Source organism: Novosphingobium sp. NDB2Meth1 (assembly GCF_900117425.1).
Classification (GTDB): domain Bacteria; phylum Pseudomonadota; class Alphaproteobacteria; order Sphingomonadales; family Sphingomonadaceae; genus Novosphingobium.
The window spans coordinates 470,450-493,645 of record NZ_FPEH01000015.1 but is presented as its reverse complement, the minus strand read 5'-3'; the positions used below and the strand labels follow the sequence as shown (position 1 = coordinate 493,645).

Annotated in this window: 24 protein-coding genes and 1 tRNA gene; 9 read left to right on the top strand and 16 right to left on the bottom strand. The window is 65.7% G+C overall.

The genetic code is table 11. From position 1 onward, the window contains the following. Nucleotides 1-21 precede the first annotated feature (21 nt). Nucleotides 22-675: a carbonic anhydrase gene (locus NDB2M1_RS11790; protein WP_072382667.1), complete on the top strand. Its 654-nt coding sequence runs from the start codon at nt 22-24 to the stop codon at nt 673-675. Between the two features lie 80 nt (nt 676-755). On the opposite strand, the gene NDB2M1_RS11785 is transcribed toward NDB2M1_RS11790, so the two are convergent. Next, a complete protein-coding gene (locus NDB2M1_RS11785) occupies nt 756-2,087 on the bottom strand; it encodes a hypothetical protein (protein ID WP_072382666.1) in 1,332 nt (443 codons plus the stop codon). Nucleotides 2,088-2,427: 340 nt separating this feature from the next. On the opposite strand from NDB2M1_RS11785, the gene gyrA reads away from it, so the two are divergent. Both gyrA and NDB2M1_RS11775 read left to right on the top strand, forming a co-directional pair. Further along, a complete protein-coding gene (gene gyrA, locus NDB2M1_RS11780) occupies nt 2,428-5,145 on the top strand; it encodes a DNA gyrase subunit A (protein WP_072382499.1) in 2,718 nt (905 codons plus the stop codon). After that, a complete protein-coding gene (locus NDB2M1_RS11775) occupies nt 5,142-5,486 on the top strand; it encodes a DUF952 domain-containing protein (protein ID WP_072382498.1) in 345 nt (114 codons plus the stop codon). The genes gyrA and NDB2M1_RS11775 overlap by 4 nt, the downstream gene beginning before the upstream one ends. Nucleotides 5,487-5,489: 3 nt before the next feature. Here NDB2M1_RS11775 and NDB2M1_RS11770 read toward each other — a convergent pair whose 3' ends face one another. Further along, a complete protein-coding gene (locus tag NDB2M1_RS11770) occupies nt 5,490-6,146 on the bottom strand; it encodes a lysoplasmalogenase family protein (RefSeq protein WP_072382497.1) in 657 nt (218 codons plus the stop codon). Nucleotides 6,147-6,217: 71 nt separating this feature from the next. Between NDB2M1_RS11770 and trmFO the strand changes: the two genes are divergently transcribed. Further along, nucleotides 6,218-7,588 carry a methylenetetrahydrofolate--tRNA-(uracil(54)-C(5))-methyltransferase (FADH(2)-oxidizing) TrmFO gene (gene trmFO, locus NDB2M1_RS11765; RefSeq protein WP_072382496.1) on the top strand — a complete coding sequence of 457 codons (1,371 nt, stop codon included), beginning with the start codon at nt 6,218-6,220 and terminating at the stop codon, nt 7,586-7,588. A 178-nt stretch (nt 7,589-7,766) separates the two neighbouring features. On the opposite strand, the gene NDB2M1_RS11760 is transcribed toward trmFO, so the two are convergent. From NDB2M1_RS11760 to NDB2M1_RS11735, 6 genes are all read right to left on the bottom strand, one after another. Next, a complete protein-coding gene (locus NDB2M1_RS11760; RefSeq protein WP_072382494.1) occupies nt 7,767-8,231 on the bottom strand; it encodes an EF-hand domain-containing protein in 465 nt (154 codons plus the stop codon). Between the two features lie 84 nt (nt 8,232-8,315). Further along, nucleotides 8,316-8,846, bottom strand: a complete 531-nt coding sequence (locus NDB2M1_RS11755) for a hypothetical protein (RefSeq protein ID WP_143146733.1) — start codon at nt 8,844-8,846, stop codon at nt 8,316-8,318. A 41-nt stretch (nt 8,847-8,887) separates the two neighbouring features. Further along, nucleotides 8,888-10,249, bottom strand: a complete 1,362-nt coding sequence (locus NDB2M1_RS11750; RefSeq protein WP_072382492.1) for a pyruvate dehydrogenase complex E1 component subunit beta — start codon at nt 10,247-10,249, stop codon at nt 8,888-8,890. Nucleotide 10,250: 1 nt separating this feature from the next. Further along, complete coding sequence (pdhA, locus tag NDB2M1_RS11745) at nt 10,251-11,363, bottom strand: pyruvate dehydrogenase (acetyl-transferring) E1 component subunit alpha (protein ID WP_054122526.1); 1,113 nt, start codon at nt 11,361-11,363, stop codon at nt 10,251-10,253. Nucleotides 11,364-11,587: 224 nt separating this feature from the next. Continuing rightward, nucleotides 11,588-11,664: transfer RNA gene (locus NDB2M1_RS11740), tRNA-Arg, on the bottom strand. A gap of 55 nt (nt 11,665-11,719) precedes the next feature. Beyond that, nucleotides 11,720-12,163 (bottom strand): (deoxy)nucleoside triphosphate pyrophosphohydrolase, encoded by a 444-nt coding sequence (locus NDB2M1_RS11735; protein WP_253185857.1) that lies wholly within the window; start codon nt 12,161-12,163, stop codon nt 11,720-11,722. 64 nt (nt 12,164-12,227) lie between these two features. On the opposite strand from NDB2M1_RS11735, the gene NDB2M1_RS21775 reads away from it, so the two are divergent. From NDB2M1_RS21775 to NDB2M1_RS11720, 3 genes are all read left to right on the top strand, one after another. After that, nucleotides 12,228-12,404, top strand: a complete 177-nt coding sequence (locus tag NDB2M1_RS21775) for a Flp family type IVb pilin (RefSeq protein WP_171955375.1) — start codon at nt 12,228-12,230, stop codon at nt 12,402-12,404. A 214-nt stretch (nt 12,405-12,618) separates the two neighbouring features. Next, nucleotides 12,619-12,807, top strand: a complete 189-nt coding sequence (locus tag NDB2M1_RS11725) for a Flp family type IVb pilin (protein ID WP_072382491.1) — start codon at nt 12,619-12,621, stop codon at nt 12,805-12,807. A 346-nt stretch (nt 12,808-13,153) separates the two neighbouring features. Next, a complete protein-coding gene (locus NDB2M1_RS11720) occupies nt 13,154-13,336 on the top strand; it encodes a Flp family type IVb pilin (RefSeq protein WP_072382489.1) in 183 nt (60 codons plus the stop codon). Nucleotides 13,337-13,415: 79 nt separating this feature from the next. Here the strand turns inward: NDB2M1_RS11720 and NDB2M1_RS11715 are convergent, their stop codons facing one another. The 5 genes from NDB2M1_RS11715 to NDB2M1_RS22635 all read right to left on the bottom strand — a co-directional run bounded on the left by NDB2M1_RS11715 (nt 13,416) and on the right by NDB2M1_RS22635 (nt 18,903). Beyond that, entirely contained in the window at nt 13,416-14,891 is a 1,476-nt protein-coding gene (locus NDB2M1_RS11715; protein WP_072382487.1) for a M48 family metalloprotease, read from the bottom strand. Nucleotides 14,892-15,008: 117 nt separating this feature from the next. Further along, nucleotides 15,009-15,953, bottom strand: coding sequence for an acetyl-CoA carboxylase carboxyltransferase subunit alpha (locus NDB2M1_RS11710; protein ID WP_072382485.1), 945 nt, complete (start codon nt 15,951-15,953; stop codon nt 15,009-15,011). Between the two features lie 10 nt (nt 15,954-15,963). Continuing rightward, entirely contained in the window at nt 15,964-16,872 is a 909-nt protein-coding gene (locus NDB2M1_RS11705; protein WP_072382484.1) for a tyrosine recombinase, read from the bottom strand. Nucleotides 16,873-16,876: 4 nt separating this feature from the next. Then, entirely contained in the window at nt 16,877-18,766 is a 1,890-nt protein-coding gene (locus NDB2M1_RS11700; protein WP_072382482.1) for a hypothetical protein, read from the bottom strand. Next, complete coding sequence (locus tag NDB2M1_RS22635; RefSeq protein ID WP_156309699.1) at nt 18,763-18,903, bottom strand: hypothetical protein; 141 nt, start codon at nt 18,901-18,903, stop codon at nt 18,763-18,765. The genes NDB2M1_RS11700 and NDB2M1_RS22635 overlap by 4 nt, the downstream gene beginning before the upstream one ends. A gap of 93 nt (nt 18,904-18,996) precedes the next feature. Here NDB2M1_RS22635 and NDB2M1_RS11695 point away from each other — a divergent pair, with 93 nt between their 5' ends. Then, nucleotides 18,997-19,578, top strand: coding sequence for a shikimate kinase (locus tag NDB2M1_RS11695; RefSeq protein WP_072382481.1), 582 nt, complete (start codon nt 18,997-18,999; stop codon nt 19,576-19,578). After that, nucleotides 19,569-20,678 carry a 3-dehydroquinate synthase gene (aroB, locus tag NDB2M1_RS11690; RefSeq protein ID WP_072382480.1) on the top strand — a complete coding sequence of 370 codons (1,110 nt, stop codon included), beginning with the start codon at nt 19,569-19,571 and terminating at the stop codon, nt 20,676-20,678. The genes NDB2M1_RS11695 and aroB overlap by 10 nt, the downstream gene beginning before the upstream one ends. A gap of 241 nt (nt 20,679-20,919) precedes the next feature. Here the strand turns inward: aroB and NDB2M1_RS11685 are convergent, their stop codons facing one another. The 3 genes from NDB2M1_RS11685 to NDB2M1_RS11675 form a co-directional block, all read right to left on the bottom strand. Next, the gene (locus NDB2M1_RS11685) at nt 20,920-21,291 is read right to left on the bottom strand and encodes a tRNA-binding protein (protein WP_072382479.1); all 372 of its coding nucleotides are present in this window, start codon (nt 21,289-21,291) and stop codon (nt 20,920-20,922) included. Next, nucleotides 21,292-22,074, bottom strand: coding sequence for an enoyl-CoA hydratase-related protein (locus NDB2M1_RS11680; RefSeq protein WP_083554818.1), 783 nt, complete (start codon nt 22,072-22,074; stop codon nt 21,292-21,294). A gap of 93 nt (nt 22,075-22,167) precedes the next feature. Then, the gene (locus tag NDB2M1_RS11675; RefSeq protein WP_072382476.1) at nt 22,168-23,136 is read right to left on the bottom strand and encodes a glucokinase; all 969 of its coding nucleotides are present in this window, start codon (nt 23,134-23,136) and stop codon (nt 22,168-22,170) included. Between the last annotated feature and the right edge of the window lie 60 nt (nt 23,137-23,196).

The following is a 23,196-nucleotide window of genomic DNA, read 5'->3' as shown; positions in this document are numbered from 1 at the left end:
GTAGGCGGCAACAGGTCGGGCATGGCCAGACCTTTCTCCCCCGAGCTCGACCATCTGATCGATGGCTATCGCCGCTTCCGCACGAACGGCTGGACCCCGCGGCTGGAACGCTGGCACCAGTTGCGCGAAGGGCAGGAACCGCCGGTCATGGTGATCGCCTGTTCGGACAGCCGCGTCGATCCGGCACAGATCTTTGATACCGATCCGGGCGAGATGTTCGTGGTGCGCAACGTGGCCGCGCTGGTGCCGCCATTCGAGACCTCGCCGGGCTACCACGGTGTCTCCGCCGCGCTCGAATTCGCGGTGCAGGTGCTCAAGGTGCGCAAGATCGTCGTGCTCGGCCACGGCATGTGCGGCGGTTGCCGCGCCGCGCTGACGCAGGAACTCGAAGGGACCGAACCCGGCGAAGGCGGCTTCATCAACGACTGGATCGGTCTGCTCGGCCCGGCGCGAGACGGCGTTGTCCACGCCCACGGTGCCAGCGGCCGGAATGCCGAGCGGGCGATGGAGCAGGCCGGCGTCAAGGTCAGTCTCGCCAACTTGCGTACCTTCCCCTGCGTGCGGCGCAAGGAAGCAGCCGGAGAGCTGCGCCTGCGCGGCGCGTTCTTCGCGATCTCGGATGGCATCTTGCACGTTCTTGATGAAGACTCGGGCGAGTTTCTCGAAGTGCAGTGAGGCCACGATGCCATTCGGATGCAGAAAGGGCGGCCTTTTGCGAGGCCGCCCTTTCCGTTTTGCCTCAAGGCTTCAGCCGATCATGGCTTTGCCTTCTGATCCGCGAGAACCGACCACAGCTTGGCAAGCGGCGCGCGGACACCGCCGACCTTGGCGAAGCTCGCCTTGGCCGCGTCGAACTTGCCCTGATCTAACTGTGCGATGCCGAGACGGGTCTCGGCGCGGTCCATGTCGAATGCGCCGCCCTTGGTGAGCGCGAGCTGATAAAGCTCCTCGGCCTTGGCCGGGTTGTCGTACGAAAGGTAGGCATCCGCCGTCGCGACCGCGAGCTTGCCGTCGGCTGCCGCGCGGGCGTCCTTTTCGAGACCGACCAGCGAGGCCTTGTCCGCTGCGATGCGGCCCTTGGCCTGTGACAGCGAGTCGCTGACGAACACGTCGCTCTGCTCGAGCACGCCCTTCGAAAGGCCGAGCTCGATGATCTTCACCGTCTCACCCGGCAGACGGCGCGGGTCGGCAGCCTGTATGTATTCGATGAATTCGCGGGTGACGTACTGCTTGTCGTTGTCAAGCGCGCCGCTGCGCAGGAACAGACGGCCAAGATCAAGCGACTCTTCCTTGCCGAAGCCGCCAAACTCACGCGCGAGCTGGCCGGCGCCCAGCCAATTGAGCGATGTGGGCTGCGCAGCCACTTCAAGCGTCGACCATTCGATGGCCTGCGGGCCGAGCTTCGCCTTGTAGGCGATAATCTTGGCGCGGGTGTACCAGTTGTCCGGAACGGTGCCGTTGGCCGCCTTGCGCGCATCGTAGGCCGTCTTGAGCGCAGCGATGCCTTCAGCTGGCTTGCCGAGCTGCGTGTAGGAATCGGCAAGCATTTCCGCCGCGGCATCTTCCGAGACATTGGCCTGCACCGCCTTGGTCAGCGGATCGAGCGCACCCTGGTAGTCTTTCGCCGAATAGGCGAAATTGCCCAGATAGAAATTGAAAGTCGGGATCTTTTCCGGCTCGAGCAGGCCGCTGTCGATCATGTTCTTGATGCCGCGCGAGCGCATCGCGTTGTCTTCCAGGAAGCCGCCGAGCTGGACCGCGAACTGACCGGCGGCAAGCTTGTCCTGGCCGGTCTTGGCCGCAGCCTCGGCCTTGGCGACCGCATCGGCTGCGCCGCCGAGCGTCGCCTTGATCTGCGCGTCGGGCGTACCCTTGGCCTTGGCGGCCTGCGCGTCCTGCACCAGCTTCTGGACAGGGCCGGCAACCGCGATGAATTCCTTGGAATAGGTGCCGCCCTTGGGCGCTTCCTTTTCCTTTGCAATGGCGGGCGCAGCGCCCAGCAGCGCGCCACCTGCAGCAAGACCCGTCGAAAGCGCGACGGCCAGCGCAGCCCGTGCAGCCACAAACTTCATTGCATTACCCCGCATCACTTCATCTCCTCCTGGCCACACCGCATCGGACCGCATCGGTCCCCTGCTTCGTCCTGCCATGGGCCATATCCCAAAACACCGGCAGAACGGACTTGTTTCACACTTCCACCGCGCGGAACCTCTGGCGCGAAATCGGCGCCTTGGCAACGCCTTGCTGCTATGGAACCCACCGGTTGAACGCCGATTGAATACCAATTCGTCTCATTGTTCAGGAAAGCCGCCTATCCGCGCTTACATATGTGGATAAGGCGGCTGCGCGGAGGCCATTTTCTGGCGTTTGGCGGGGCTTTGGCCTAGTGCGGACACATTCCCGTAACGAAGCGAAAAACCAACCGACGTGAGCGATGATACTGGCCTGATCGACCCGCCTGCTCCGCTGCCGGACCACGAGTTCCAGCGGATCGACATCGTCGATGAAATGAAGACGAGCTACCTCGATTACGCGATGAGCGTGATCGTGAGCCGTGCGCTGCCCGATGTGCGTGATGGCCTGAAGCCCGTCCACCGCCGCATCCTGTGGACCAGCCACGAGAACGGCTTCACTTCCACGAAGGCATACCGCAAGTCCGCGCGCATCGTCGGCGATTGCATGGGCAAGTACCATCCGCATGGCGACAGCGCGATCTACGACGCGCTCGCGCGCATGACGCAGGACTGGTCGATGCGCCTGCCGCTGATCGACGGCCAGGGCAACTTCGGCTCGATGGACCCCGATCCCCCGGCCTCGATGCGCTACACCGAAGCGCGCCTTGCCAAGGTGGCAGATAGCCTGCTGGCGGACATCGACAAGGACACGGTCGATTTCCAACCCAACTACGACGGTTCGGAGAACGAGCCGCAGGTGCTGCCGGCGCGCTTTCCCAACCTGCTGGTCAACGGCGCGGGCGGCATCGCGGTCGGCATGGCGACCAACATTCCGCCACACAACCTCGGCGAAGTGATCGACGGCTGCCTTGCCTACATGGCGAACCCGGCGATCACCACAGACGAGCTGATCCAGATCATCCCGGGGCCAGACTTCCCGACCGCGCCGCTGATCCTCGGCGCCAGCGGCGCGCGCAAGGCCTATATCGAAGGCCGCGGCTCGATCGTCATGCGCGCGCGGCACGAGATCGAGGATACCAAGGGCGGGCGCGGCGATGGCCGCAAGTCGATCGTGCTCACCTCGATCCCCTATCAGGTCGGCAAGAACAGTCTGGTCGAGAAGATCGCCGAAGCGGCCAAGGACAAGCGGATCGAAGGCATTTCGGACATCCGCGACGAATCGAACCGTGAAGGCGTGCGCGTGGTCATCGACCTCAAGCGCGATGCAACGCCCGAAGTCGTGCTCAACCAGATCTGGCGCAACACGCCGGCGCAGTCGAACTTTCCGGCGAACATGCTGGCGATTCGTGGTGGCCGACCGGAAATCCTTGGCCTGCGCGATATCATCGAGGCCTTCGTCCAGTTCCGCGAGGAGGTCATCTCCCGCCGCACCAAGTTCGAGCTGAACAAGGCGCGCGACCGGGCGCATATCCTGCTTGGCCTTGTCGTTGCGGTCTCGAATCTCGACGAAGTGGTGCGGATCATCCGCGCTTCGGCCAACCCTGCCCTCGCCCGCGAAACACTGCTGGCGCGCGAATGGCCGATCGGCGAGATCGCGCCCTATATCCGCCTCGTCGAAGCCATCGAGGACGAAGCGCTGGAAGGCGAAGGCGGCAGCTACCGCCTGAGCGAGACGCAAGTCCGAGCGATCCTCGATCTTCGCCTCCATCGCCTCACCGCGCTGGGCCGCGATGAAATCGGAGGTGAACTTGAGGTTCTGGCGAAAGCCATCGCCGAATACCTCGCGATCCTCGCCGACCGCGAGAAGCTCTATGCGGTGATGCGCGAGGAACTCGTCGCGGTGCGCGATGCCTATGCGACGCCACGCCGCTCGGAAATCGCGGCGGCGGCCGATGGCATCGAAGACGAGGACCTGATCGAGCGCGAGGACATGGTCGTCACGATCACCCTCGACGGCTATATCAAGCGCACCCCGCTCTCCACCTTCCGCGCGCAGAACCGGGGCGGCAAGGGCCGCAGTGGCATGGCGACCAAGGAAGAGGATGCGGTGGCGACGATGTTCGTCACCAGCACCCACACGCCGGTGCTGTTCTTCTCGACCGCAGGCAAGGTCTATCGTCTCAAGGTCTGGCGCCTTCCCGAAGGGGGGCCGACCACGCGCGGGCGGCCGATGATCAACCTGCTCCCGGCACTGGACGCGGGCGAAACCATCGCCACCGTGCTCCCGCTGCCCGAAGACGAGGCGGAATGGGGCAAGCTTTCGGTCGTGTTCGCCACGGCCAAGGGCAACGTGCGCCGCAACGCGATGGACGCCTTCGCCAATATCCCGACCAACGGCAAGTTCGCGATGAAGTTCGAGGAAGGCGACGACGACCGGCTGATCGGTGTCGCGCTGCTCGAACCCAGCGACGACGTGCTGCTCGCGACCCGCAGCGGCAAGGCGATCCGCTTTGCCGGCGACGAAGTGCGCGAATTCACGAGCCGCACCTCGACCGGCGTGCGCGGCATGACGCTGAAGGGCGACGACGAGGTCATCTCGCTTTCGATCCTCCACCGCGTCGGCACCAGCGCCGAGGAGCGCGAGGAATACGTCCGCTTCGCGCCGTGGAAGGGCGAGAAGGAGGGCGAACCTTCAATCAGCACCGAGCGTATGGCCGAACTGCAGGCGCGCGAGCAATTCATCCTCACCGTCTGCGCCAATGGCTATGGCAAGCTTTCTTCGGCCTATGAGTATCGCCGGACCGGTCGCGGCGGCCAGGGCATTACCAATATAGACAACATCGCCCGCAACGGGCCGGTGGTGGCGAGCTTCCCGGCGACACAGGCCGACCAGCTCATGCTCGTCACCGATCAGGCCAAGCTCATCCGCCTGCCGCTGGGATCGCTGCGCGTTATCGGGCGCGGCAGCGCGGGCGTGCGCCTGTTCAACGTCTCGGGCGGTGAACATGTGGTGAGTGCGGTGCGGCTCGCCGAGGAGGAAGGCGAGCCGGAAGGGGAAGCTGAAGCGTGAGCGAGCTTGAGGTTCTTGCCTACAAGGTCCTGACCGCCGAGCAGATGAACGTGCTGCTCACGGACGGCGTGTTCCTCGGCGCGCCGATCGATCTGGCGGACGGCTACATTCACCTTTCTACCGCAGAACAGGTTACCGAAACCGTAAACAAGCACTTCGCCGGGCAGACCGGACTGCATGTCGCTGCGGTCGACCTGACAGCGTTGGGCACTGCGGTGAAATGGGAGCCATCGCGCGGGGGGCAGCTGTTTCCGCATATCTACGCGCCCCTGCCGCTTTCCGCGGTGACGGCGCATAGGCCGCTGGCGCGCGATGCGGATGGGGCGGTGATCCTGCCCTGATGCCTAGGGCGCGGTGAACGCGCCTTTTTGCCGCAGCGCGCCGATCACGCCGACAGTGATCAGGAACTGGCCGAAATAGTAGAGTGGCCAGACCAGCAGGTGCGGCACCGCGCTTTCCGCCATTGGCCCCATGCGCGCGAAGATCAACAGGTCGGACACCGCAAACATCGTCGCGCCCAGCGCCACGCGGCTGCGCGGGAAGTCGCTGGCATAGGCCGCCGCTGTCATGCCGCCGAGGCCCAGAGCGTACAGAGCGACCTCCGGGCGACGGGTCAGCGCGAAGCTCACGATGGGGATGGCCAGCAGCAGACCGGCGGTTGCAAAGCGCTCCGCCGGGTTCATCACGCGGCGATGGTGCTTTAGGTAAAGCGCAATGGCGACGAGGTGCCCGAGCAGGAACGCCATCGCGCCGAAGGTAAAGTCCACTTCAAGAATCATGTCACCGAGTGCGTCGCAGGCCATGACGAGCGCAATGCGGTGCGCGTCGGGCACCGGGTGATGGCGCCAGGCGTAAACGGCGAGCAGGCCGACGCCGGCGCCCTTCCACAAGATCAGGTAAAGGCCCGGGATCGCGCTGCCCGCAACGAACCAGTAGCTGATGCCCGCAATGAGGCTGGCCAGCAGCCAGGGGCGTTGTTCGATCAAGGCGCGCTGCGGCATGCTCTCCCCTTCCCTACCTGCCACTCCCCTAGGACTTGCCGCGCGGGTGACGCAATGCCAATGCGCGTTGCATGACGCATCAGGTTCATATCATCGGCGGCGGCATGGCCGGGAGCGAGGCCGCATGGCAACTCGCGCGGCGCGGCATTCGCGTACGGCTTTCGGAAATGCGGGGCGGCGGCGACAGCACGGCGGCGCACAACGGCGCAGGGCTGGCGGAACTCGTCTGCTCCAACTCGTTCCGTTCCGACGATCACGAAAAGAACGCTGTCGGCCTGCTCCACTACGAGATGCGCCAATGCGGCAGCCTGCTCATGGCGGCGGCGGAGAAGGCGCGCGTCCCGGCAGGGTCCGCGCTGGCGGTGGACCGCGATATGTTCTCGGCAGAAGTCGAGGCCATGCTCGCCGCGCAGCCGACCTTGGAGATCGTGCGCGAGCGAGTCGACCTGCTGCCGACGGACGTCCTCACCATTGTCGCCACTGGTCCGCTGACGGCCCCCGGCCTCGCCTCCAGCATCGGCGCGGCGACCGGCGCGGAGAGCCTCGCGTTCTTCGATGCCATCGCCCCCATCGTCTACCGCGACAGCATCGACATGGACATCGCCTGGATTGCCTCGCGCTGGGACAAGGGCGCGGAGGCCTCGCTGGCCATGGGCGGCGACGGGCGCGACTACATCAATTGCCCGATGACGCGCGCGCAGTACGAAGCCTTCCGCGAGGAACTGCTCGCCGGAGACAAGACCGAATTCAAGGAGTGGGAAGCGAACACGCCCTACTTCGACGGCTGCATGCCGATCGAGGTCATGGCAGCGCGCGGGGTGGAAACCTTGCGCTTCGGCCCAATGAAGCCGGTGGGCCTCGACAATCCCCACTGGGCAACGGCGGAGCATCCGAACGGGCGCTGGCCCTATGCCGTGGTGCAGCTGCGTCAGGACAACAAGCTCGGCACCTTGTGGAACATGGTTGGCTTCCAGACCAAGCTGAAGCATGCCGAACAAGTCCGCGTCTTCCGCACGATTCCCGGGCTGGAACAGGCCGAATTTGCCCGGCTTGGGGGCCTGCACCGCAACACGTTCCTCAATTCGCCTACGCTGCTCGACCGGCAACTGCGGCTGAAATCAGCGCCGCACATTCGCTTTGCCGGGCAGATCACCGGCTGCGAGGGCTATGTCGAAAGCGGTGCGGTGGGTTTGCTGGCGGGGTTGATGACGGCGGCTGAGGTGGCCGGACGCGCGTGGTCCGCCCCGCCGCGCACCTCTGCGCTCGGCGCGCTGCTCGCGCATCTCACGGGCGATGCGGAAGCCGAGACCTATCAGCCGATGAACGTCAACTTCGGCCTTTTCCCGCCGCCGGACCCCTCGACGAAAAAGAAGCAGCGCAAGGAAGCCTATACCGCACGCGCCAAGGCCGACCTGGCGGCGTGGCTGCCTGAGGTGGTTTAGGAGGGTTCACGCAGAGACGCGGAGGAAGCAGAGAGGCGCAGAGAAGGAAAGAGGCAAGCGCCGAAGGCCTTCTGTAATCCGGTTCACCCCACAACAGATCGATGAAAGGAAGCGGCTTCGCCGCGAACGCAACCACTCCGCGCCTCTCTGCTTCCTCCGCGTCTCTGCGTGAGCCCAATCAGCACTTGCAGGCCGGCTTCTTCGCCTTCTTCTGCTTGGTCGTCGCAAATTCCTCGCGCGTCAGGCTGCCATCGCCGTTCTTGTCCGCAGCCTTGAAGCGGTTGTCGGTGCCGACGGACCACTCGTCGAAAGTCAGCAGGTTGTTGCCGTCGACATCGAGCTTGCGGAAGTCCTTGACGCGCGGACTGAGCATTTCGGTTCGGGTGATCCTCCCATCGCGATTCTTGTCGAACCGGTCGAAGCGCTTCTGCTCGCGCGTCTGCTCGCTGGCTTCGGGCAGGCCCGGACCGACCGCATCGCCTGCCTCGGACTCCGGGAGCGCTTCCTCGGCAGGGGCCGCAGATGCAAGCGCAAGTTGGCTCGGCGCAGCAGGCGGGGTGACCGCAGCACGTCCTTGCCACCAAAACAGGCCCGACGCCACGAGCAACAAGGCGCCCAGCGCGCCAACGAGCATTCGGTTCATGCCGAGCCTCCCAGGTAATACTCCTAGGTTAGGCTGCAATGCGCGGGCGCGGCAGGGGCAAGTCCTGCCGATTTGGCGGGAGTTCTAGCGGCCAAGCAGGCCTAGGCGCAGGATCGCAAGGAAATCGCGCCATGGCCCGCCCGGACGACCCGCCGCTTCGCGCAGCGCCATGCCGCGCAGGATCACGAGCGGGCGCATCGCACCGGGAAGGATCGGCGTGCGGCGCTTGGGCGGCACGATACCCAGCCACTCGGCAGCGGCTTGCCGGAGGTCATCATCGATCTTCGCGCCGCTCAACCGGGCCAAGGCGCAAACGGCTTCGATCCGCGCGCGGCCCAGTTCGACCCCGCCATCCTCACCAACAATGCGCGCTTCCCAGCCATCGACAATCCCGCGCAGCGCAGCGCGTTCGTCATCCCACGCTGTCAGCTTGGCCAGCAGCGGTTCGCCTTGCGGCCATTCGGTAGCAGGCTGATCAAACCGGTCGCGCCACCAGGCAAGGCGCAGCTGGATCATCAGCGGATCGCGCCCTTCCTTCGCGGCATCGGCGAGCCGCCTGTCGAGCAGGAGGAACCCCTCCCACAAAGCCTGAAAGGCCCGCGGCGCATAGAGCACCGCGAGCCTTTCGGGTGGGCTAAGCTCGAGATCCAGTGAACTCAGCGGTAGCAGACCTTCTTGACCGCCGCGATCACGCGCGCGGTATCGACCAGCGCGAGCTTTTCGAGGTTGGCGGCATAAGGCAGCGGCACGTCTTCGTTGCAGACGCGCAGGACCGGGGCGTCGAGATAATCGAAGCCTTCCTCCATCGCGATGCTGATGATCTCCGAGGCGACCGAGCAGACCGGAAAGCCTTCCTCGACCACGACCATGCGATTGGTGCGCGAAAGGCTTTCGAGCACCGCCGCCTTGTCGAGCGGACGGATCGTGCGCAGGTCGATGACTTCAGCCTCGATACCTTCCGCCGCGAGCTTCTCCGCGGCTTCGAGCGCGAGGCCGACGCCGATCGAATAGCTGACGATGGTCACATCGCGGCCAGCGCGCATGGTGCGGGCCTTGCCGATCGGCACGGTGTAATCATCAAGCGCCGGGACATCGAAGGTGCGGCCATAGACCAGCTCGTTCTCGAGGAAGACGACCGGGTCTTCGCTGCGGATCGCGGACTTGAGCAGGCCCTTGGCATCCGCTGAGTCGTACGGCGCGATCACCACGAGGCCGGGGACCGAGGCGTACCACGGCGCATAGTTCTGGCTGTGCTGCGCGCCGACGCGGCTGGCCGCACCGTTGGGGCCGCGGAACACGATCGGGCAGCGCATCTGGCCGCCGGACATGTAGTTGGTCTTGGCTGCCGAGTTGATGATGTGGTCTATCGCCTGCATGGCGAAGTTGAACGTCATGAACTCGATGACCGGACGCAGGCCGCCCATCGCGGCGCCAGTGCCGATGCCGGCGAAGCCGTATTCGGTGATCGGAGTGTCGATCACGCGGCGCGGCCCGAATTCCTCGAGCAGACCCTGCGTGACCTTGTAGGCGCCCTGATATTCGGCGACTTCCTCGCCCATCACGAAGACGCGCTCGTCCGCGCGCATTTCCTCGGCCATCGCATCGCGCAAGGCTTCGCGAACCGTGGTGGCGACCATCGCGGTGCCGGCGGGAACCGCAGCGACGGGCGCGGCAACCGGCGCCGGAGGCGGCGGCGGAGCAGCCACGACAACGGGCGCGGGTGCCGGGGCGGCGACCGGAGCGGGAGCCGGTGCCGCTGCGGGGGCAGCCGGTTCATCATCGCCGCTGATCGTAGCGATCACCGTGCCGACTTTCACCCCTTCGGTACCTTCCGGAACCTTGAGCTCACCGATCACGCCTTCGTCGACCGCCTCGAATTCCATCGTGGCCTTGTCGGTCTCGATCTCCGCGATGATGTCACCAGATTTCACGGTGTCGCCCGGCTTCACCAGCCACTTGGCGAGGGTGCCTTCCTCCATTGTCGGGGAAAGCGCGGGCATCTTCAGATCGATCGCCATGTCAGTAGGTCCCCACCAGCACGTCGGTATAGAGTTCGGCCGGGGCCGGCTCAGGCGAGCTTTCGGCAAAATCGGCGGCTTCGGCGACGACCTGGCGGATGCGCTTGTCGATCTCCTTGATGCGGTCCTCGCTCACGCCGCGCAGCAGGAGGTCGCGCTTGGCGCCTTCGATCGGATCGTGATGGTCGCGCATTTCCTGCACTTCCTCGCGGCTGCGATACTTCGCCGGGTCGGACATCGAGTGGCCGCGATAGCGATAGGTGTTGAGCTCCATCAGCACCGGGCCATTGCCCGCGCGGACATAGTTCAGCGCAACCTCGGCGGCGGCGCGCACTTCAAGCACGTCCATGCCGTTGACGTCCATGCCGGGGATGCGGAAGCCCGTGCCGCGGCGGTGGAAGTGGGTTTCAGCGGAGCCGCGCTTGACCGCGGTGCCCATCGCATAGCCGTTGTTCTCGACCACGAAGACGATGGGGAGCTGCCACAGGGCGGCCATGTTGAAGGTTTCATAGACCTGGCCCTGGTTGGCCGCACCGTCACCGAAATAGGCCATGCACACGCCGCCGTCGCCGCGATACTTGTGCGCGAAGGCAAGCCCCGCACCCAGCGGCACCTGCGCGCCGACGATGCCGTGGCCGCCGTAGAACTTGTGGTCGGTCGAGAACATGTGCATCGAGCCGCCCTTGCCGCGGCTGATGCCCGCGCCGCGCCCGGTCAGTTCGGCCATGATCACCTTGGGATCGATGCCGTAGGCCAGCATGTGGCCGTGGTCGCGGTAGCCGGTGATGACGCTGTCGTGGCCTTCCTTGAGCGCCGACTGCAGGCCGACGGCAACGGCTTCCTGCCCGATATAGAGGTGGCAGAAGCCGCCGATCAGGCCGAGGCCATAGAGCTGGCCAGCCTTCTCCTCGAATCGCCTTATCAGCACCATCTGCTCGTAGAAGTGCAGCAGTTCCTCGTCGCTGGCGTCGAAGCGCTTGTTGTTCGCGTGGGCCTGCTGGAGGCTGCGCAGCGCGAAGGTCGCTTCATCCTCTTGTGCAGTTGCAGGAGCGGCGGCGGGCGCAGCTTTGGGCTTCGTCGCCTTGGTTGCGCGCGGCTTGGCAGGTTGGGCCAATGCGGTGTTCCTTGTCTGGCAGCCTGGGGAGGGCAGATGTCGTAGCGGCACACCGGTTCAACGGCGCGCTGCAAGCGCCGCTATAGGACCAAGTGCCTGAAATCCGCAACGCCCAAGGCTTGCGCCTTGCGGCTTGCGTATACCTATTCGACAGAAAATGCCGCACGGTTACGTGCGCACCAAAGCGCTGCAACAAAGTGCAAAATCACGGTGATGAAGGAAAATGGCGCACCCGGAACGATTCGAACGTCCGACCCTCAGATTCGTAGTCTGATGCTCTATCCAGCTGAGCTACGGGTGCGTTGGAGTGGCGCCTTTAGAAGCGCCTTCCGGGCTTGGCAACCCCCTATCCGGTCCTAATCAAGCTTTTTTAGATGACGCTGCAATGCGGCTGCGAGCGGGACGTCGAGCGGCGGCATCTGAAGTGCAGAGAGTGACGGCGCATTCACCCATTGCAGTTCCGCCCCCGGCTCAGGGACCGGATCGCCCTGCCAGCGCCGGCAGGTATAGAGCAGAAGGACAAGTGGCCTGCCCCCCTCGCTTGCAGGATTTGCAGCAAAGGTCAGCGGCACCATATCCACCGCATCGACGCTGATCGCCAGTTCCTCGGCAATCTCGCGAACGAGTGCGGCGGCAGGCCCCTCGCCCGGTTCGACCTTGCCGCCGGGAAACTCCCACAGTCCACCGTGCGCGCGGGAATGCGGACGGCGCTGCATCAGCACGCGATCCGCGCTGTCGACCAAGGCCAGCGCCACGACGGTCAGCAATGTCGGCGGCGCTTCCATGCCGGTAGTTTCCATTTATACTTTGTTAGCCCTGCCTATCCTAGAATGTACCTAGATGCGGACAGGGGAACTCCGATTGATGTGGGACTTTGTCCGAAAGCCACTGCTGGATGACACCGGCGCTACCGCCATCGAGTATGGCTTGCTCATCGGCGTCATTGCAATGACGATGTTTTTCGGGATGAGCGCGTTCGTGAACTCGCTGTTCACGATGTACAACACGATCGATGCAAACTTCACCAAGGCGAAGAAGTAAGCTGGCTTCATCACATGCGGGCACCGGCGCGGATGCGCCTTTCCGCCGCGCAATTGCCCACGCACGGCCGGTACTTAAATCAAAGGTAAGGGCCGTTTACGATTCGTCAGGGAATGCCGGATATTTTGACACTCGCAATTTCGTACGACCGGGGGGTCGTGTGGAGCGAAAGAGCACGACGGCGGCGACAGCTGCCAGGTGGAGGACCATTCGCATGACGACTATCAAGACACTTCTGCGCGATGAAGAAGGCGCCACGGCCATCGAGTATGGCCTGATCGCTGCCTTGATCGCGGTTGCCGCCATCACCGCCATGGGCGCGCTGGGCAACTCCCTGTCGAACACGTTCACCCAGGTTTCGACCAAGATGAACAATGCCGCCGACGGCAAGGGTCCGTTCTAAGCCCGACCCGACTGCGAACAAGACACGGAATGGGGGCGTGGTATTCCACGCCCCCTATTTCGTGCGCGAGGGCATAGCGATAGTTCTTTTGGATTAATCAGTCCTCTCTATTGCAATCGCGTTTTTTGATAGATCATTAGCGCACCGGCGACCATGTCTCGCTTTTATGGTGGCCCAAAGCCCTTGGTCGGCAATTTTTATTCCGATCGATCCGGTTCTGCATTTACAGAATGATAAGTGTTCCACCGTAGACCACAGATATCGGATGGTTTTGCTGCCAAGGCAGGGCACCGGTTCGGATCACGCGACAGGCGTCACCCGAAAACTATTTGAAGGAACCTACACAATGAAGCAGATTCGCCTGATCCTCGCTGATGAAGCCGGCGCCACCGCCATCGAATACGGCCTGATTGCCGCGCTCATCGCTGTTGCCGCCATCACCGCCATGGGCGCGCTCGGCAACTCGCTTTCCAACACGTTCAACCTGGTTTCGACCCAGATGAACAACTCGTCGGACGGCAAGCTCTAAGCTTACAGGCCAGAAACAGAAAAGGGCAGACTTGCAGGCGCAAGTCTGCCCTTTTTCGTGTTCGGCGAAGTGATTTGTATCAATACACGATCAGTTTGACCCGCGAACCCGGCACCAGCGCCGCCTTGGCATCGAGGGCATTGAGCACAAGGAACCTGTCCAGCGGCCGATCATCGTAGGCAATGCGGCGGGCGAGCGACTGAACGGTGTCACCCTTCCTTACAGTCACCACCATCAGCCGCCGCGCGCGTACGGCCCCGGCCTCGCCAATGGTGATCCGCCGCATCGAGGAAAACATCGGGTCGAATGCATTCGCCTGCCCGGCCGCGCTGATCGTGGTGAAGTGGAACGCCTGTCCCGGCCCCCAGGCATAGGCAAACACGACGACATCACGGGCGCCGTCGCTGGTGTTGACCCGCGTCATGCCATAGGCCGCCGGAATGCCATTGACGGTGGTCGTGCGCACATCATCCGGCACGATGCGCTGCTGATCCGACAAACCGGCAAAAACCGAGCGGACATAAGCATCAAGGTTGCCCGAGTAAGGCGCCGTCGTCATCTCGCCCTTCCCCGATTGCCCGCTGATCGAAACCGAGCGCGTGCCGTTGACAAGGTAGAAGCCCTGCGGCGCCTGGAAGCTCATCCGGAAACCCGGGTGGATGAACTTGCGCCCGTCGACCACGCCCTGCTTGGGATCATCGCCGTAGGTCAGGCCGTCAACGCTGCTCAGGAACACATCGCGGTTGGTCATGCCGCGCGCATTGGCCCCGGCCAGAGCGAGCGCCGCGGTGACGCGCGAGGCGGGATCGGGGTGGGTGCTGGCCCATTCCGGTACCTTGTCGGTGCTGCCGGTCAGCTGGGCGTCGAGCGCGGTCTGCTGGGCAAGGCTGCGCAGCACTGTCCCCATCGCGCGCGGATCATAGCCGGCCCGCTTGAGATAAGTCACGCCAAGCGAATCCGCTTCTGTCTCCTGCCCGCGCGAATACTTGAGCGTCAGCAGCTGGCTGCCGGTCGAGAAAATCTTCTGGCCCAGTTGGCCCAGCGCCGAATTGCCCAGCACCGCGCCTGCCAGCACCGAGCCGAGCACGCCGATGATCGTGTTGCGCGTCGCCGCGCTTTGCCGCTTCTGCGAATGGCGGGCGGCGACGTGGCCGACTTCATGGCCGAGCACACCCGCCAGCTCCGCCTCGTTGTTCATCAGCGCGGTCAGCTGGCGCGTCACGTAGACATAACCGCCCGGAATCGCGAAGGCATTGTTCACAGGGGAATTGAGCAGCGTGACGGTGAAGTCGCTGCGCGCGTTGCCGAGGCCGGACTGGAACGCGATCGTCTTGCCGACGCCTTCGACATACTTCGCCTGCGGGCCGGTGACCGCGCCGCCGAACTCGGCCAGCAGCTGCGGGTGCGCCTTGGCTCCTTCCGCCTTGTCAGCCGCGCTTATCGTGGCGACTGTCCCTTGCGCATCGACACGCGAAGTTGGCACGGCAGGGCCTGCCAGAACGAGGCTTCCGGCACCGGCGGCAAGCAGAATGGCGCGGAACGAGCGGTTGTTCATGATCTCTCCCCAGTGCCCGCAGCGCCGCATCGCGCGCCGCGGTGACGCGACGCTAACCTAGCCTTGCAGGGAGCGGCAAGGCCAGAGGCATTTCGAGAAGAGAGCAGGCTGTGCCGGTCAGCCGCCGATGCGGAGGAACCGTTCGGCGCGCAAGGCCCGCAGCGTATCGGCGGGTTTGCCGGCCAGTGCGGTCAGCTCTGCGGAAATCGCGCTGCCCAGCGCCATCGCGGCCGCAGCCGGATCACGATGCGCGCCGCCGACCGGCTCGGGCACGATGCGATCGATCACGCCGAGCCCCAGGAGGTCCTGCGCCGTCATCCGCATGGCCTCAGCCGCTTCGGGGGCCTTCTCGGCTGTGCGCCAGAGGATCGAGGCGCAACCTTCGGGCGAGATCACCGAGTAGACCGCGTGCTCGAACATCAGCACGCGCTCGGCGCTCGCCAGCGCCACCGCGCCGCCCGAACCGCCTTCACCGACGATCGCAGCGACCATCGGCACGCCAAGCGCAAGGCAGGCTTCGGTGCTGCGGGCAATCGCTTCTGCCTGGCCGCGTTCTTCCGCCTCGACGCCCGGGAATGCGCCCGACGTATCGACCAACGTGACGACCGGCAGGCCATACCGGCTCGCCAGCTCCATCAGGCGCACCGCCTTGCGGTAGCCTTCGGGCTTGCCCATGCCGAAGTTGTGGCGGATGCGGCTCTGCGTGTCGTGGCCCTTTTCGTGCCCGATCAGCATGACCGCGCGGCCTTCGAGCGTGGCGAACCCGCCGACAATCGCGTGATCCTCGCCGAACTTGCGGTCCCCGCCCAGCGGCATGAAATCGGTGAAGGCCTTGCTCACATAGTCGCGGAAATGCGGGCGCGAAGGATGGCGCGCGACTTGCGTCTTCTGCCACGGCGTCAGCGAACGATAAGTGCTGGCAAGAAGCTCGGCGGACTTGGCCTCGAGCCGGCGGATCTCGGACGTGATGTCGAGCGCACCCGTCTGCGCGGTTTCGCGCAGCTCGGCGATGCGCGCCTCGAGCGCGGCGATCGGCTTTTCGAATTCGAGATAGGAAATCATCCGCGCCGCGCTAGGACTGGCAGGCCGCCGGGTCAACCTCTGGCGCCGGGTTTTGCGCCACTTGGCCAAGGGGATGGCGGCTGTTCACCAGCGCCACGAGCCGCGCGGCGTCGACATGGGTGTAGATCTGGGTCGTTGCGATATCGGCATGGCCGAGCAGGGTCTGCAGTACACGCAGGTCCGCCCCGCCCTCCAGAAGGTGGGTGGCAAAGGCATGGCGCAGCACGTGCGGGCTGACCTTTTCCGGATCGAGCCCGGCCCTGAGCGCCAGACCGCGCAGCAGCTGGAACAGGCGTACGCGGGTCAAATGGCCGCCGCGCGGACTGGGAAACACCCAGCGCCCACCCTTGGGTCGCAGCGCCAGCCAAGCCGACAGCGCCGCACTGGCCCGCGCGCTGACCGGCACCATGCGTTGCTGCCCGCCCTTTCCCGTGATCATCAGGAACGGCGCATCGCGCGGGACCGCGGCCAGCGGGAGCGAAACGAGTTCGGTTGCGCGCAATCCGGAACCGTAGAGCAATTCAAGCAGCGCCAGCATGCGCGCGCCCTCCCCCGATGCGGCTTCGCGCTCGGCAAGCGCAAACAGCGCACCGATCTCGCCGTGCCCCAGCAAGCGCGGCAGGGGACGCCGGGTGCGCGGTCGCGGGAGCGCGGCAGAAGGGTCGTCGTCGCGCAGGCCTTCGTCGGCAAGGAAGCCGTAGAACTGCCGCAGCGCAGAGGACTTGCGGGCGAGGCTGGAGGGAGCCAGATCACGCCAGGCTTCGGCAAGACCGGCCAGCGCATCGCTGTCAGCCATCACGAGATCGCCGATGACCTCGCGCGCCGCGTGCAGGTCGCGGCCATAGGCGGCGATGGTATTGGCGGCGGCACCGCGTTCGGCGGCAAGCATGGCGAGAAAGGCGGCGATCGGATCGCTCACCCGATCAGACCCGCGCCACGGCCTCCGCCGCGATCATCCGCGCTTCGCCTTCAAGGCCCGCCCGGCGCAGCGCGGCGACGATGTGGTAGAGATGCAGCGGCGTCATCTTGTCCCAGCCCGTCCCCTGCATGCCGAACCCGGCGAGCAAAGCCACCAGCATCGGGTTCTGCGAGGCGGCGGCGGAATCGATGGCGCGGGTCCACCGGGTCTGACGAGCGAAATCGACCTTGAGGTCACCGGCAACCCGGCGCGCCGTTGCCGGATCGACCCGGCCAAGCCCCATCAGCCCCGCCAACAGGAAGCGCGAGCGCAGACCGCCGGTGCTGGTATCATCCGATTGGAAGGTAGCCAGCGTATCGGCACTGATCGCGGCAGACTTCGCGGGTGCAGACAGGGCGAGCAGGCCCCAGGCCTCGCTGCCGACGGGAACCATACTGGCCCAGCGAACCGCATTGCGATCAAGCCCTGCCGTCAGCATCGAGGCGATCAGACCCTTGGCATCGCCCGAAAGGTCCGCACTCGGGGTGATCCGGGCCGAGGCGTAGGCGGTCAGCACGAGGCGCGAATAGGCGCGGTCCGGATCGCTCGCATCGCCCCACAGACTGCGGATGGCGGAGAGGCGGTCGGCCACGTCGGCGGCGAGATAGGCGCTGCGCAGCGTATCGGCGAGCGGGCCCCAGGTCTTGTCGGGCTCGTCCAGCGCGTGGATCTCGCTGTAGAGATCGACCATCGCGGCGGCCGAGAGAATTCCGCGTTCGGCGGCGATATCGGCGGCCTCGGCGCGGGCAGCGAGGGGGAGCATCGGCGCGCGCACCGCGAGGACGGCATAGGCCGCGCCAGCTTTTCTGCGCAGCGCCTCGGGCGGCTCGAGCCCGGTGGCGAGGGCGAGCCCCGTACGCCACGGTGTCAGGCTGTCTACGCCCGCCCACTCGATCTTCACCGCGCGGTGGCCCTGACTGGCTGCTCCCGCGAACTTCTGGGCCAGCAGGATATCGATCTTGGGCGCAGTGCCCTTGCGCATCGCATTGTCGAGCACCGCAAGCGCGGGCGCGCCCTCCCCGCCGGTGAAAGCGGTGCAGATCGCGCGGGTCAGTGTCCAATCCCAGCCCGGCCTTCCCGCCGCCGTCAAAGCGGTGATCGGGCACAGGCCCACCGGATCGGCGGTGGCGAGGAAGCTGCCCATCGCGGCGTCTTCCAGCGTCCTGCTGTAGAACCCGCTGTCGACTTCCTGCACCAGCGCGCGCGCGGCATCGGCCTCGCCCATGCGCAGCAACACGTTGGCCCGGAGCGCCGCCCAGTCTGCCCCGTTCATCCCGACGGGGGTATCAAGCCGGCTCGCCAGCGCGCGGCGGAGCAGGATGTGCCCCCAGCGCGAGACGAAATCGCCGCGCATGGCGGTCAACAGCCCGGCAACGAAGGGGCCGTTGAGATAGTGGCTCGAAACCGCCGGGAAACCGCCGTCCGCCTGATCGAAGAAGCCGACGCGCGACAGGCTGCGCTGGGCCTGCGGGGGAATATCGGCCTTGGGCTTGGCGCTGGCGATGAGCTGGTCGATCAGCGCCGGATCGATGTCCGCAAGGCTGTTCCCTGCGACCGGAACCGCCGGTGCGGGCGCGCCCGGCGCAGGCTGCACCTGCGGAACCGCAACGACCTGCGGGGTGGGCGAGGACGACGGGCGCTGCACGGTAATCGTGGCGGGCGCCGATGGCTTGGCCGAGGGCGCCGCGCTGCTCGCGGCCGGACGCGGCGCGGTCTGCGGCTTGCGCGACGAAGCAGCCGGTTTGTCGTCAAACCCCGGCGGCAGCAGCGATTCCTGCGCCGTGACAGCGATGGCGGAGAGCGCACCGATCGCCGCGCAAGTCAGCACCGCAAGGCGAACGCCGCGAATTGTCATGCGGGAGCCTTTGCACTCGGCGCCGCGACGGGCGTCTCGATCCAGCGCGTCGGCTGCGTATCCCCCATGATCCATGCCAAAGCCAATATCGCCACCACCACCAAGAGGACGCAGACTGCCAGAACTCGTGCCTTCACCAATTCGCTCCCGCGGCCGTTTGCTCCGCGCGCAAAAGCGGGAGGGCGACGGCTCTTGCACTGGGCACTAGCGCAACTATAGGCGGCGCGGCAATGGACCACGACGAACCCGCCTCTCCGAATGCCGCAATCCAGCGGCTGGCGGCCCGCATCGATCGCCCGATCGTGCTGGTCGGGATGATGGGCGTGGGCAAGACGACCGTGGGCCGCCGCCTCGCCGCGATGCTGAACGTGCCGTTCTGCGATGCCGACGAGGAGATCGAGAGGGCGGCGCAGATGTCGATCCCCGAGATCTTCGCGCAGTTCGGCGAGCCCTATTTCCGCAGCGGCGAGCGCCGGGTGATCGCGCGGCTGGTCGGCGAGGACGGCGCGCACGAACGGCGCGTGCTGGCGACCGGCGGCGGCGCCTTCGTCGATCCCGAGACCCGCGCCCTGATCCTCAGCCGCGCCATCGCGGTCTGGCTCGACAGCGATGTCGATACGCTGGTCGCGCGCGTCGGGCGCAAGGGCAATCGTCCGCTGCTCAAGAACGGCAACCCGCGCGAGATCCTGACCAAGCTCAAGGCCGAGCGCGGACCGGCTTATGCCGAGGCGCCGATCCACGTGAAGAGCGGCAACCAGCCTCATCAGGCGACCGCGATGACCATCCTGAAGGCAATCGACGCATGGCTGTGATCCCCGTCAACATCGCCGGTGCGCCTTACGAGGTGCGGATCGAAACCGGACTGCTGGCCGCTGCCGGCCGGCACTGCCGCCCGTTCATCCGGGGCGGCAAGGTCGCGGTGGTCACCGACGAGCGCGTCGCTGCAGCGTGGCGTGAGACGGTCAAGGCTTCGCTAGCTGCCGAGGGCATCGCCAGCGCGTGGCTGGTCCTTCCGGCGGGCGAAACAACCAAGAGCTGGGAATACCTCGCCCGGACCGTGGACTGGCTGCTCGAGCAAGGCGTCGAACGCAAGGACAGCGTGATCGCGCTGGGCGGCGGGGTGATCGGCGACCTGACCGGTTTCGCCGCCTCGATGGTCAAGCGCGGCTGCGGCTTCATCCAAATGCCGACGACCTTGCTCGCGCAAGTCGATTCGAGCGTCGGCGGCAAGACCGCGATCAACACCGGCGCGGGCAAGAACCTGGTCGGTGCATTCCATCAGCCGGTGCTGGTGCTGGCCGATCCGCTTGCGCTCGATACGCTGCCGCCGCGCGAGACCCGCGCGGGCTATGCCGAAGTGGTGAAGTACGGCCTGATCGACGACGCGGCGTTCTTCGACTGGTGCGAGGCGCACGGCACCGCGCTGCTCGCTGGCGACCCGGCGGCGCGCGAGCATGCGATTGCCACGAGCGTCGCGGCCAAGGCGCGGATCGTCGCGGCAGACGAGAAGGAAACGCTGGGCCTGCGCGCGCTGCTCAACCTTGGCCACACCTTCGGCCATGCGCTCGAGGCCGAAACGGGATTTTCGGACCGCCTGCTCCACGGCGAAGGCGTCGCGCTCGGCATGGTGCTGGCGGCGCGCTATTCGGTGCGGCGCGGGCTGATGCATGGTCAGGACGCGGAGCGCGTGGCGGCGCATATCGCGGCGGCGGGCCTCCCTGCTTCGCTCCCGGCGCTCGGCATGGACTGTGATGGAGGCAAGCTCACCGCGCACATGCTGCACGACAAGAAGATGGACGCGGGCACCCTGCCCTTCCTGCTGATGCGCGGGATCGGCGAGACGTTCCTCGCCAAGGACGTCGATCTGGCGGATGTCGCCGCGTTTCTCGATGCGGAACTGGCGCGGGGCTGACGAGGCCGGAACCTTGCGAAAGGCGACAAAAGCGACAGTGTGTCGCTTTTGTGAGAGCCCCTCAAACTCTTGAATTTGCTATGCTATCTTCGCGAAAAGCGACAAGTTGACGCATTTGCGCAAAAAGGCGCTGACGCGCTGCGAACGATGTCAAAGAGCGCAGCTGACGCGAGGTCGGCTTGCTGCGGCCATGCCACAAACCCGCGATGTAGGAAAATGGCGGCAGGCACCGCCTGCGCGGTCAGAACAGCCGCGCGCCGTTGGGGACCTTGCCGTCCGGCGCGAAGAGCACGACGCGGCCCTCCTCGTCCGGAAAGCCGACGGTCAGCACCTCGGACATGAACTTGCCGATCTGGCGCGGCGGGAAGTTCACCACCGCCGCCACCTGCCGGCCGACCAATTCCTCCGGCGTATAAAGTGCGGCAATCTGCGCGCTTGAACGCTTGATACCGATGCCCTCCCCGAAGTCGATCGCCAGCTTGAGGCTGGGCTTCCTCGCTTCGGGATAGGGCTCGGCGCTCACGATCGTGCCCATGCGGATATCGACCTTGAGGAAATCATCAAAGCCGATGAGGTCTGCCGCAGGGGCCGCCGGATCATGTTCGAGATGCATTCAGACGCCCTTGAAATCGGCCTTGCGCTTTTCAAGGAAGGCCTTGATGCCCTCAGCCGCGTCGGCACTGTCACCGGCCTTCCACTGGCCTTCAGCCTCGATCAGTAGCGCGGCAGGCAGATCGGTTTCAAGCGCGCGGGCCACGTTCTGGCGCATCACACCAAGCGCCACGGTGGGGCCATTGGCGAGGCGTTCGGCGAGCGCCATGGCCTCGTCCATCAGCGCGGCATCGTCGACCGCCTTGTAGATCATGCCCCATTCCTCGGCCTTTTCGGCACCGACGCGTTCGCCGAGCATCATCATCTGCAGCGCGCGCGACTTGCCGATGAGGCGCGGCAGCACCCAGCTGGCGCCGCCATCGGGCACGAGGCCGATATTCACGAAGGCCTGGAGGAAGTAGGCGCTCTTCGCTGCGAGAACGAAATCACCCATCAACGCGATCGAGCATCCGACGCCGGCAGCGGGGCCGTTCACCGCGGTGATCAGCGGCACGCCGAGGCGCGAGAGCTTGGCGATCATCGGGTTGTAGTGCTCGGTCAGCGCCTTGTAGCTGCCCGCACCGCCCGCAACGCTGCGCTTGCCGGTCGCCGCCAGATCTGCGCCAGAGCAGAACGCCCGGCCCTCGCCCGTGATCACGACCGCACGCGCACCTTCGAGATCATAGAGCGCGTCGCCGATTTCGACCGCCATGTTGGGCGGGCAGGCATTGAGCCGCTCGGGCCGGTTGAGCACGATGCGGCGGACAAGGCCCAGATTTTCGACACGGATCGTTTCGTAGGACATCGCTCTTTCCCTTAATCGCTCGGTTAAGGGCATGGCTAAGCCAGCCTTGCCGCCTTGGCAAGCGGGTTCAGCCGGTCCTCATAAAAGCAACAGCTACCCCGTGTGCGCCTGCGCGAAGGCGGCGGCGGCGCCGAACAAGCCGGGCTGCGGATGGGTGATCAGCTTGACCGGGATGCCCGCCATCATGCTCTCGAACCGGCCCTTGGCGGTGAAGCGTGTCGCAAAGCCGGAGCGGACCAGCGTGTCCTTGATCCTGAGGCCCAGACCGCCCGCCATCACCAGCGCGCTTGCACCATGCGCCAGCGCGAGATCGCCGGCGACGCTGCCGAGCGAGAGGCAGAAGCGGTCGACAGCGGCGGCGGCAAGGCTGTCTTCACCGGACGTGCCGAGCGTCCAGAGTTCCTTGTCGGTGAGCGAGACGATGGCGCGGCCTTCGATGCTGGCCAGCGTCTCGTAGATATCGACGATGCCGGGGCCGGATACCACGCGCTCCGCCGAGACGCGGCGGTAGCGGCCGCGCAGGCGGGCGAGAATGGCGTCCTCGATACGGTCCAGCGGGGCATAGTCGATATGGCCGCCTTCGGTGGGGTTGACCCGGTAGTCGCCGCCCCCGCGCCAGAAGTGCGCGACGCCAAGACCAGTGCCGGGGCCGACCACGCTGATCGTGCCTTCCTCGGGGAGCGGCGTTTCGGGGCCGCAAAGGTGCAGGAAATGCTCGTCGCCCGCCTGCGCCACAGCATGCGCGACGGCGGCGAAATCGTTGACCACGACATAGTCCGGCGCGCCGAGCTTTTCGGGGATCAGCGCCGGGCGGATGATCCAGGGATTGTTGGTGAAGCGGATCAGTTCGCCGCCGACCGGGCCTGCCACGGCAATCGCGACGGCAGGCGGCAAGGTGCCCCCGGAAAGGCGCGCGAATTCCTCCCAGGCAAGCTGGAAACTGGGATGATCGGCCGTCTTGAGCGTCACCGCCTCGCCGAGCGAGGTCACGCGGCCTGCTTCGACTTCCGCCATGGCAAAGCGGGCGTGCGTTCCGCCGATATCGACCGCGACCAGTTGCATGTGTCTGTTCCCCTGCCCCGTAATCTCTTGTCAGCCCTGTTCCGCTCACCCTGAGCTTGT

What these genes read in the sequence shown, in the direction of transcription:
- trmFO (WP_072382496.1), top strand. Translation starts at nt 6,218, where the DNA reads ATGACGCATCAGGTTCATATCATCGGCGGCGGCATGGCCGGGAGCGAG.
- NDB2M1_RS11700 (WP_072382482.1), bottom strand. Translation starts at nt 18,766, where the DNA reads ATGACAATTCGCGGCGTTCGCCTTGCGGTGCTGACTTGCGCGGCGATC.
- NDB2M1_RS11790 (WP_072382667.1), top strand. Translation starts at nt 22, where the DNA reads ATGGCCAGACCTTTCTCCCCCGAGCTCGACCATCTGATCGATGGCTAT.
- NDB2M1_RS11750 (WP_072382492.1), bottom strand. Translation starts at nt 10,249, where the DNA reads ATGGCGATCGATCTGAAGATGCCCGCGCTTTCCCCGACAATGGAGGAA.
- NDB2M1_RS11675 (WP_072382476.1), bottom strand. Translation starts at nt 23,136, where the DNA reads ATGCAACTGGTCGCGGTCGATATCGGCGGAACGCACGCCCGCTTTGCC.
- aroB (WP_072382480.1), top strand. Translation starts at nt 19,569, where the DNA reads ATGGCTGTGATCCCCGTCAACATCGCCGGTGCGCCTTACGAGGTGCGG.
- NDB2M1_RS21775 (WP_171955375.1), top strand. Translation starts at nt 12,228, where the DNA reads ATGTGGGACTTTGTCCGAAAGCCACTGCTGGATGACACCGGCGCTACC.
- NDB2M1_RS11725 (WP_072382491.1), top strand. Translation starts at nt 12,619, where the DNA reads ATGACGACTATCAAGACACTTCTGCGCGATGAAGAAGGCGCCACGGCC.
- NDB2M1_RS11770 (WP_072382497.1), bottom strand. Translation starts at nt 6,146, where the DNA reads ATGCCGCAGCGCGCCTTGATCGAACAACGCCCCTGGCTGCTGGCCAGC.
- NDB2M1_RS11720 (WP_072382489.1), top strand. Translation starts at nt 13,154, where the DNA reads ATGAAGCAGATTCGCCTGATCCTCGCTGATGAAGCCGGCGCCACCGCC.
- NDB2M1_RS11710 (WP_072382485.1), bottom strand. Translation starts at nt 15,953, where the DNA reads ATGATTTCCTATCTCGAATTCGAAAAGCCGATCGCCGCGCTCGAGGCG.
- NDB2M1_RS11685 (WP_072382479.1), bottom strand. Translation starts at nt 21,291, where the DNA reads ATGCATCTCGAACATGATCCGGCGGCCCCTGCGGCAGACCTCATCGGC.
- NDB2M1_RS11680 (WP_083554818.1), bottom strand. Translation starts at nt 22,074, where the DNA reads ATGTCCTACGAAACGATCCGTGTCGAAAATCTGGGCCTTGTCCGCCGC.
- NDB2M1_RS11785 (WP_072382666.1), bottom strand. Translation starts at nt 2,087, where the DNA reads ATGCGGGGTAATGCAATGAAGTTTGTGGCTGCACGGGCTGCGCTGGCC.
- NDB2M1_RS11735 (WP_253185857.1), bottom strand. Translation starts at nt 12,163, where the DNA reads ATGGAAACTACCGGCATGGAAGCGCCGCCGACATTGCTGACCGTCGTG.
- NDB2M1_RS11760 (WP_072382494.1), bottom strand. Translation starts at nt 8,231, where the DNA reads ATGAACCGAATGCTCGTTGGCGCGCTGGGCGCCTTGTTGCTCGTGGCG.
- NDB2M1_RS11695 (WP_072382481.1), top strand. Translation starts at nt 18,997, where the DNA reads ATGGACCACGACGAACCCGCCTCTCCGAATGCCGCAATCCAGCGGCTG.
- NDB2M1_RS11715 (WP_072382487.1), bottom strand. Translation starts at nt 14,891, where the DNA reads ATGAACAACCGCTCGTTCCGCGCCATTCTGCTTGCCGCCGGTGCCGGA.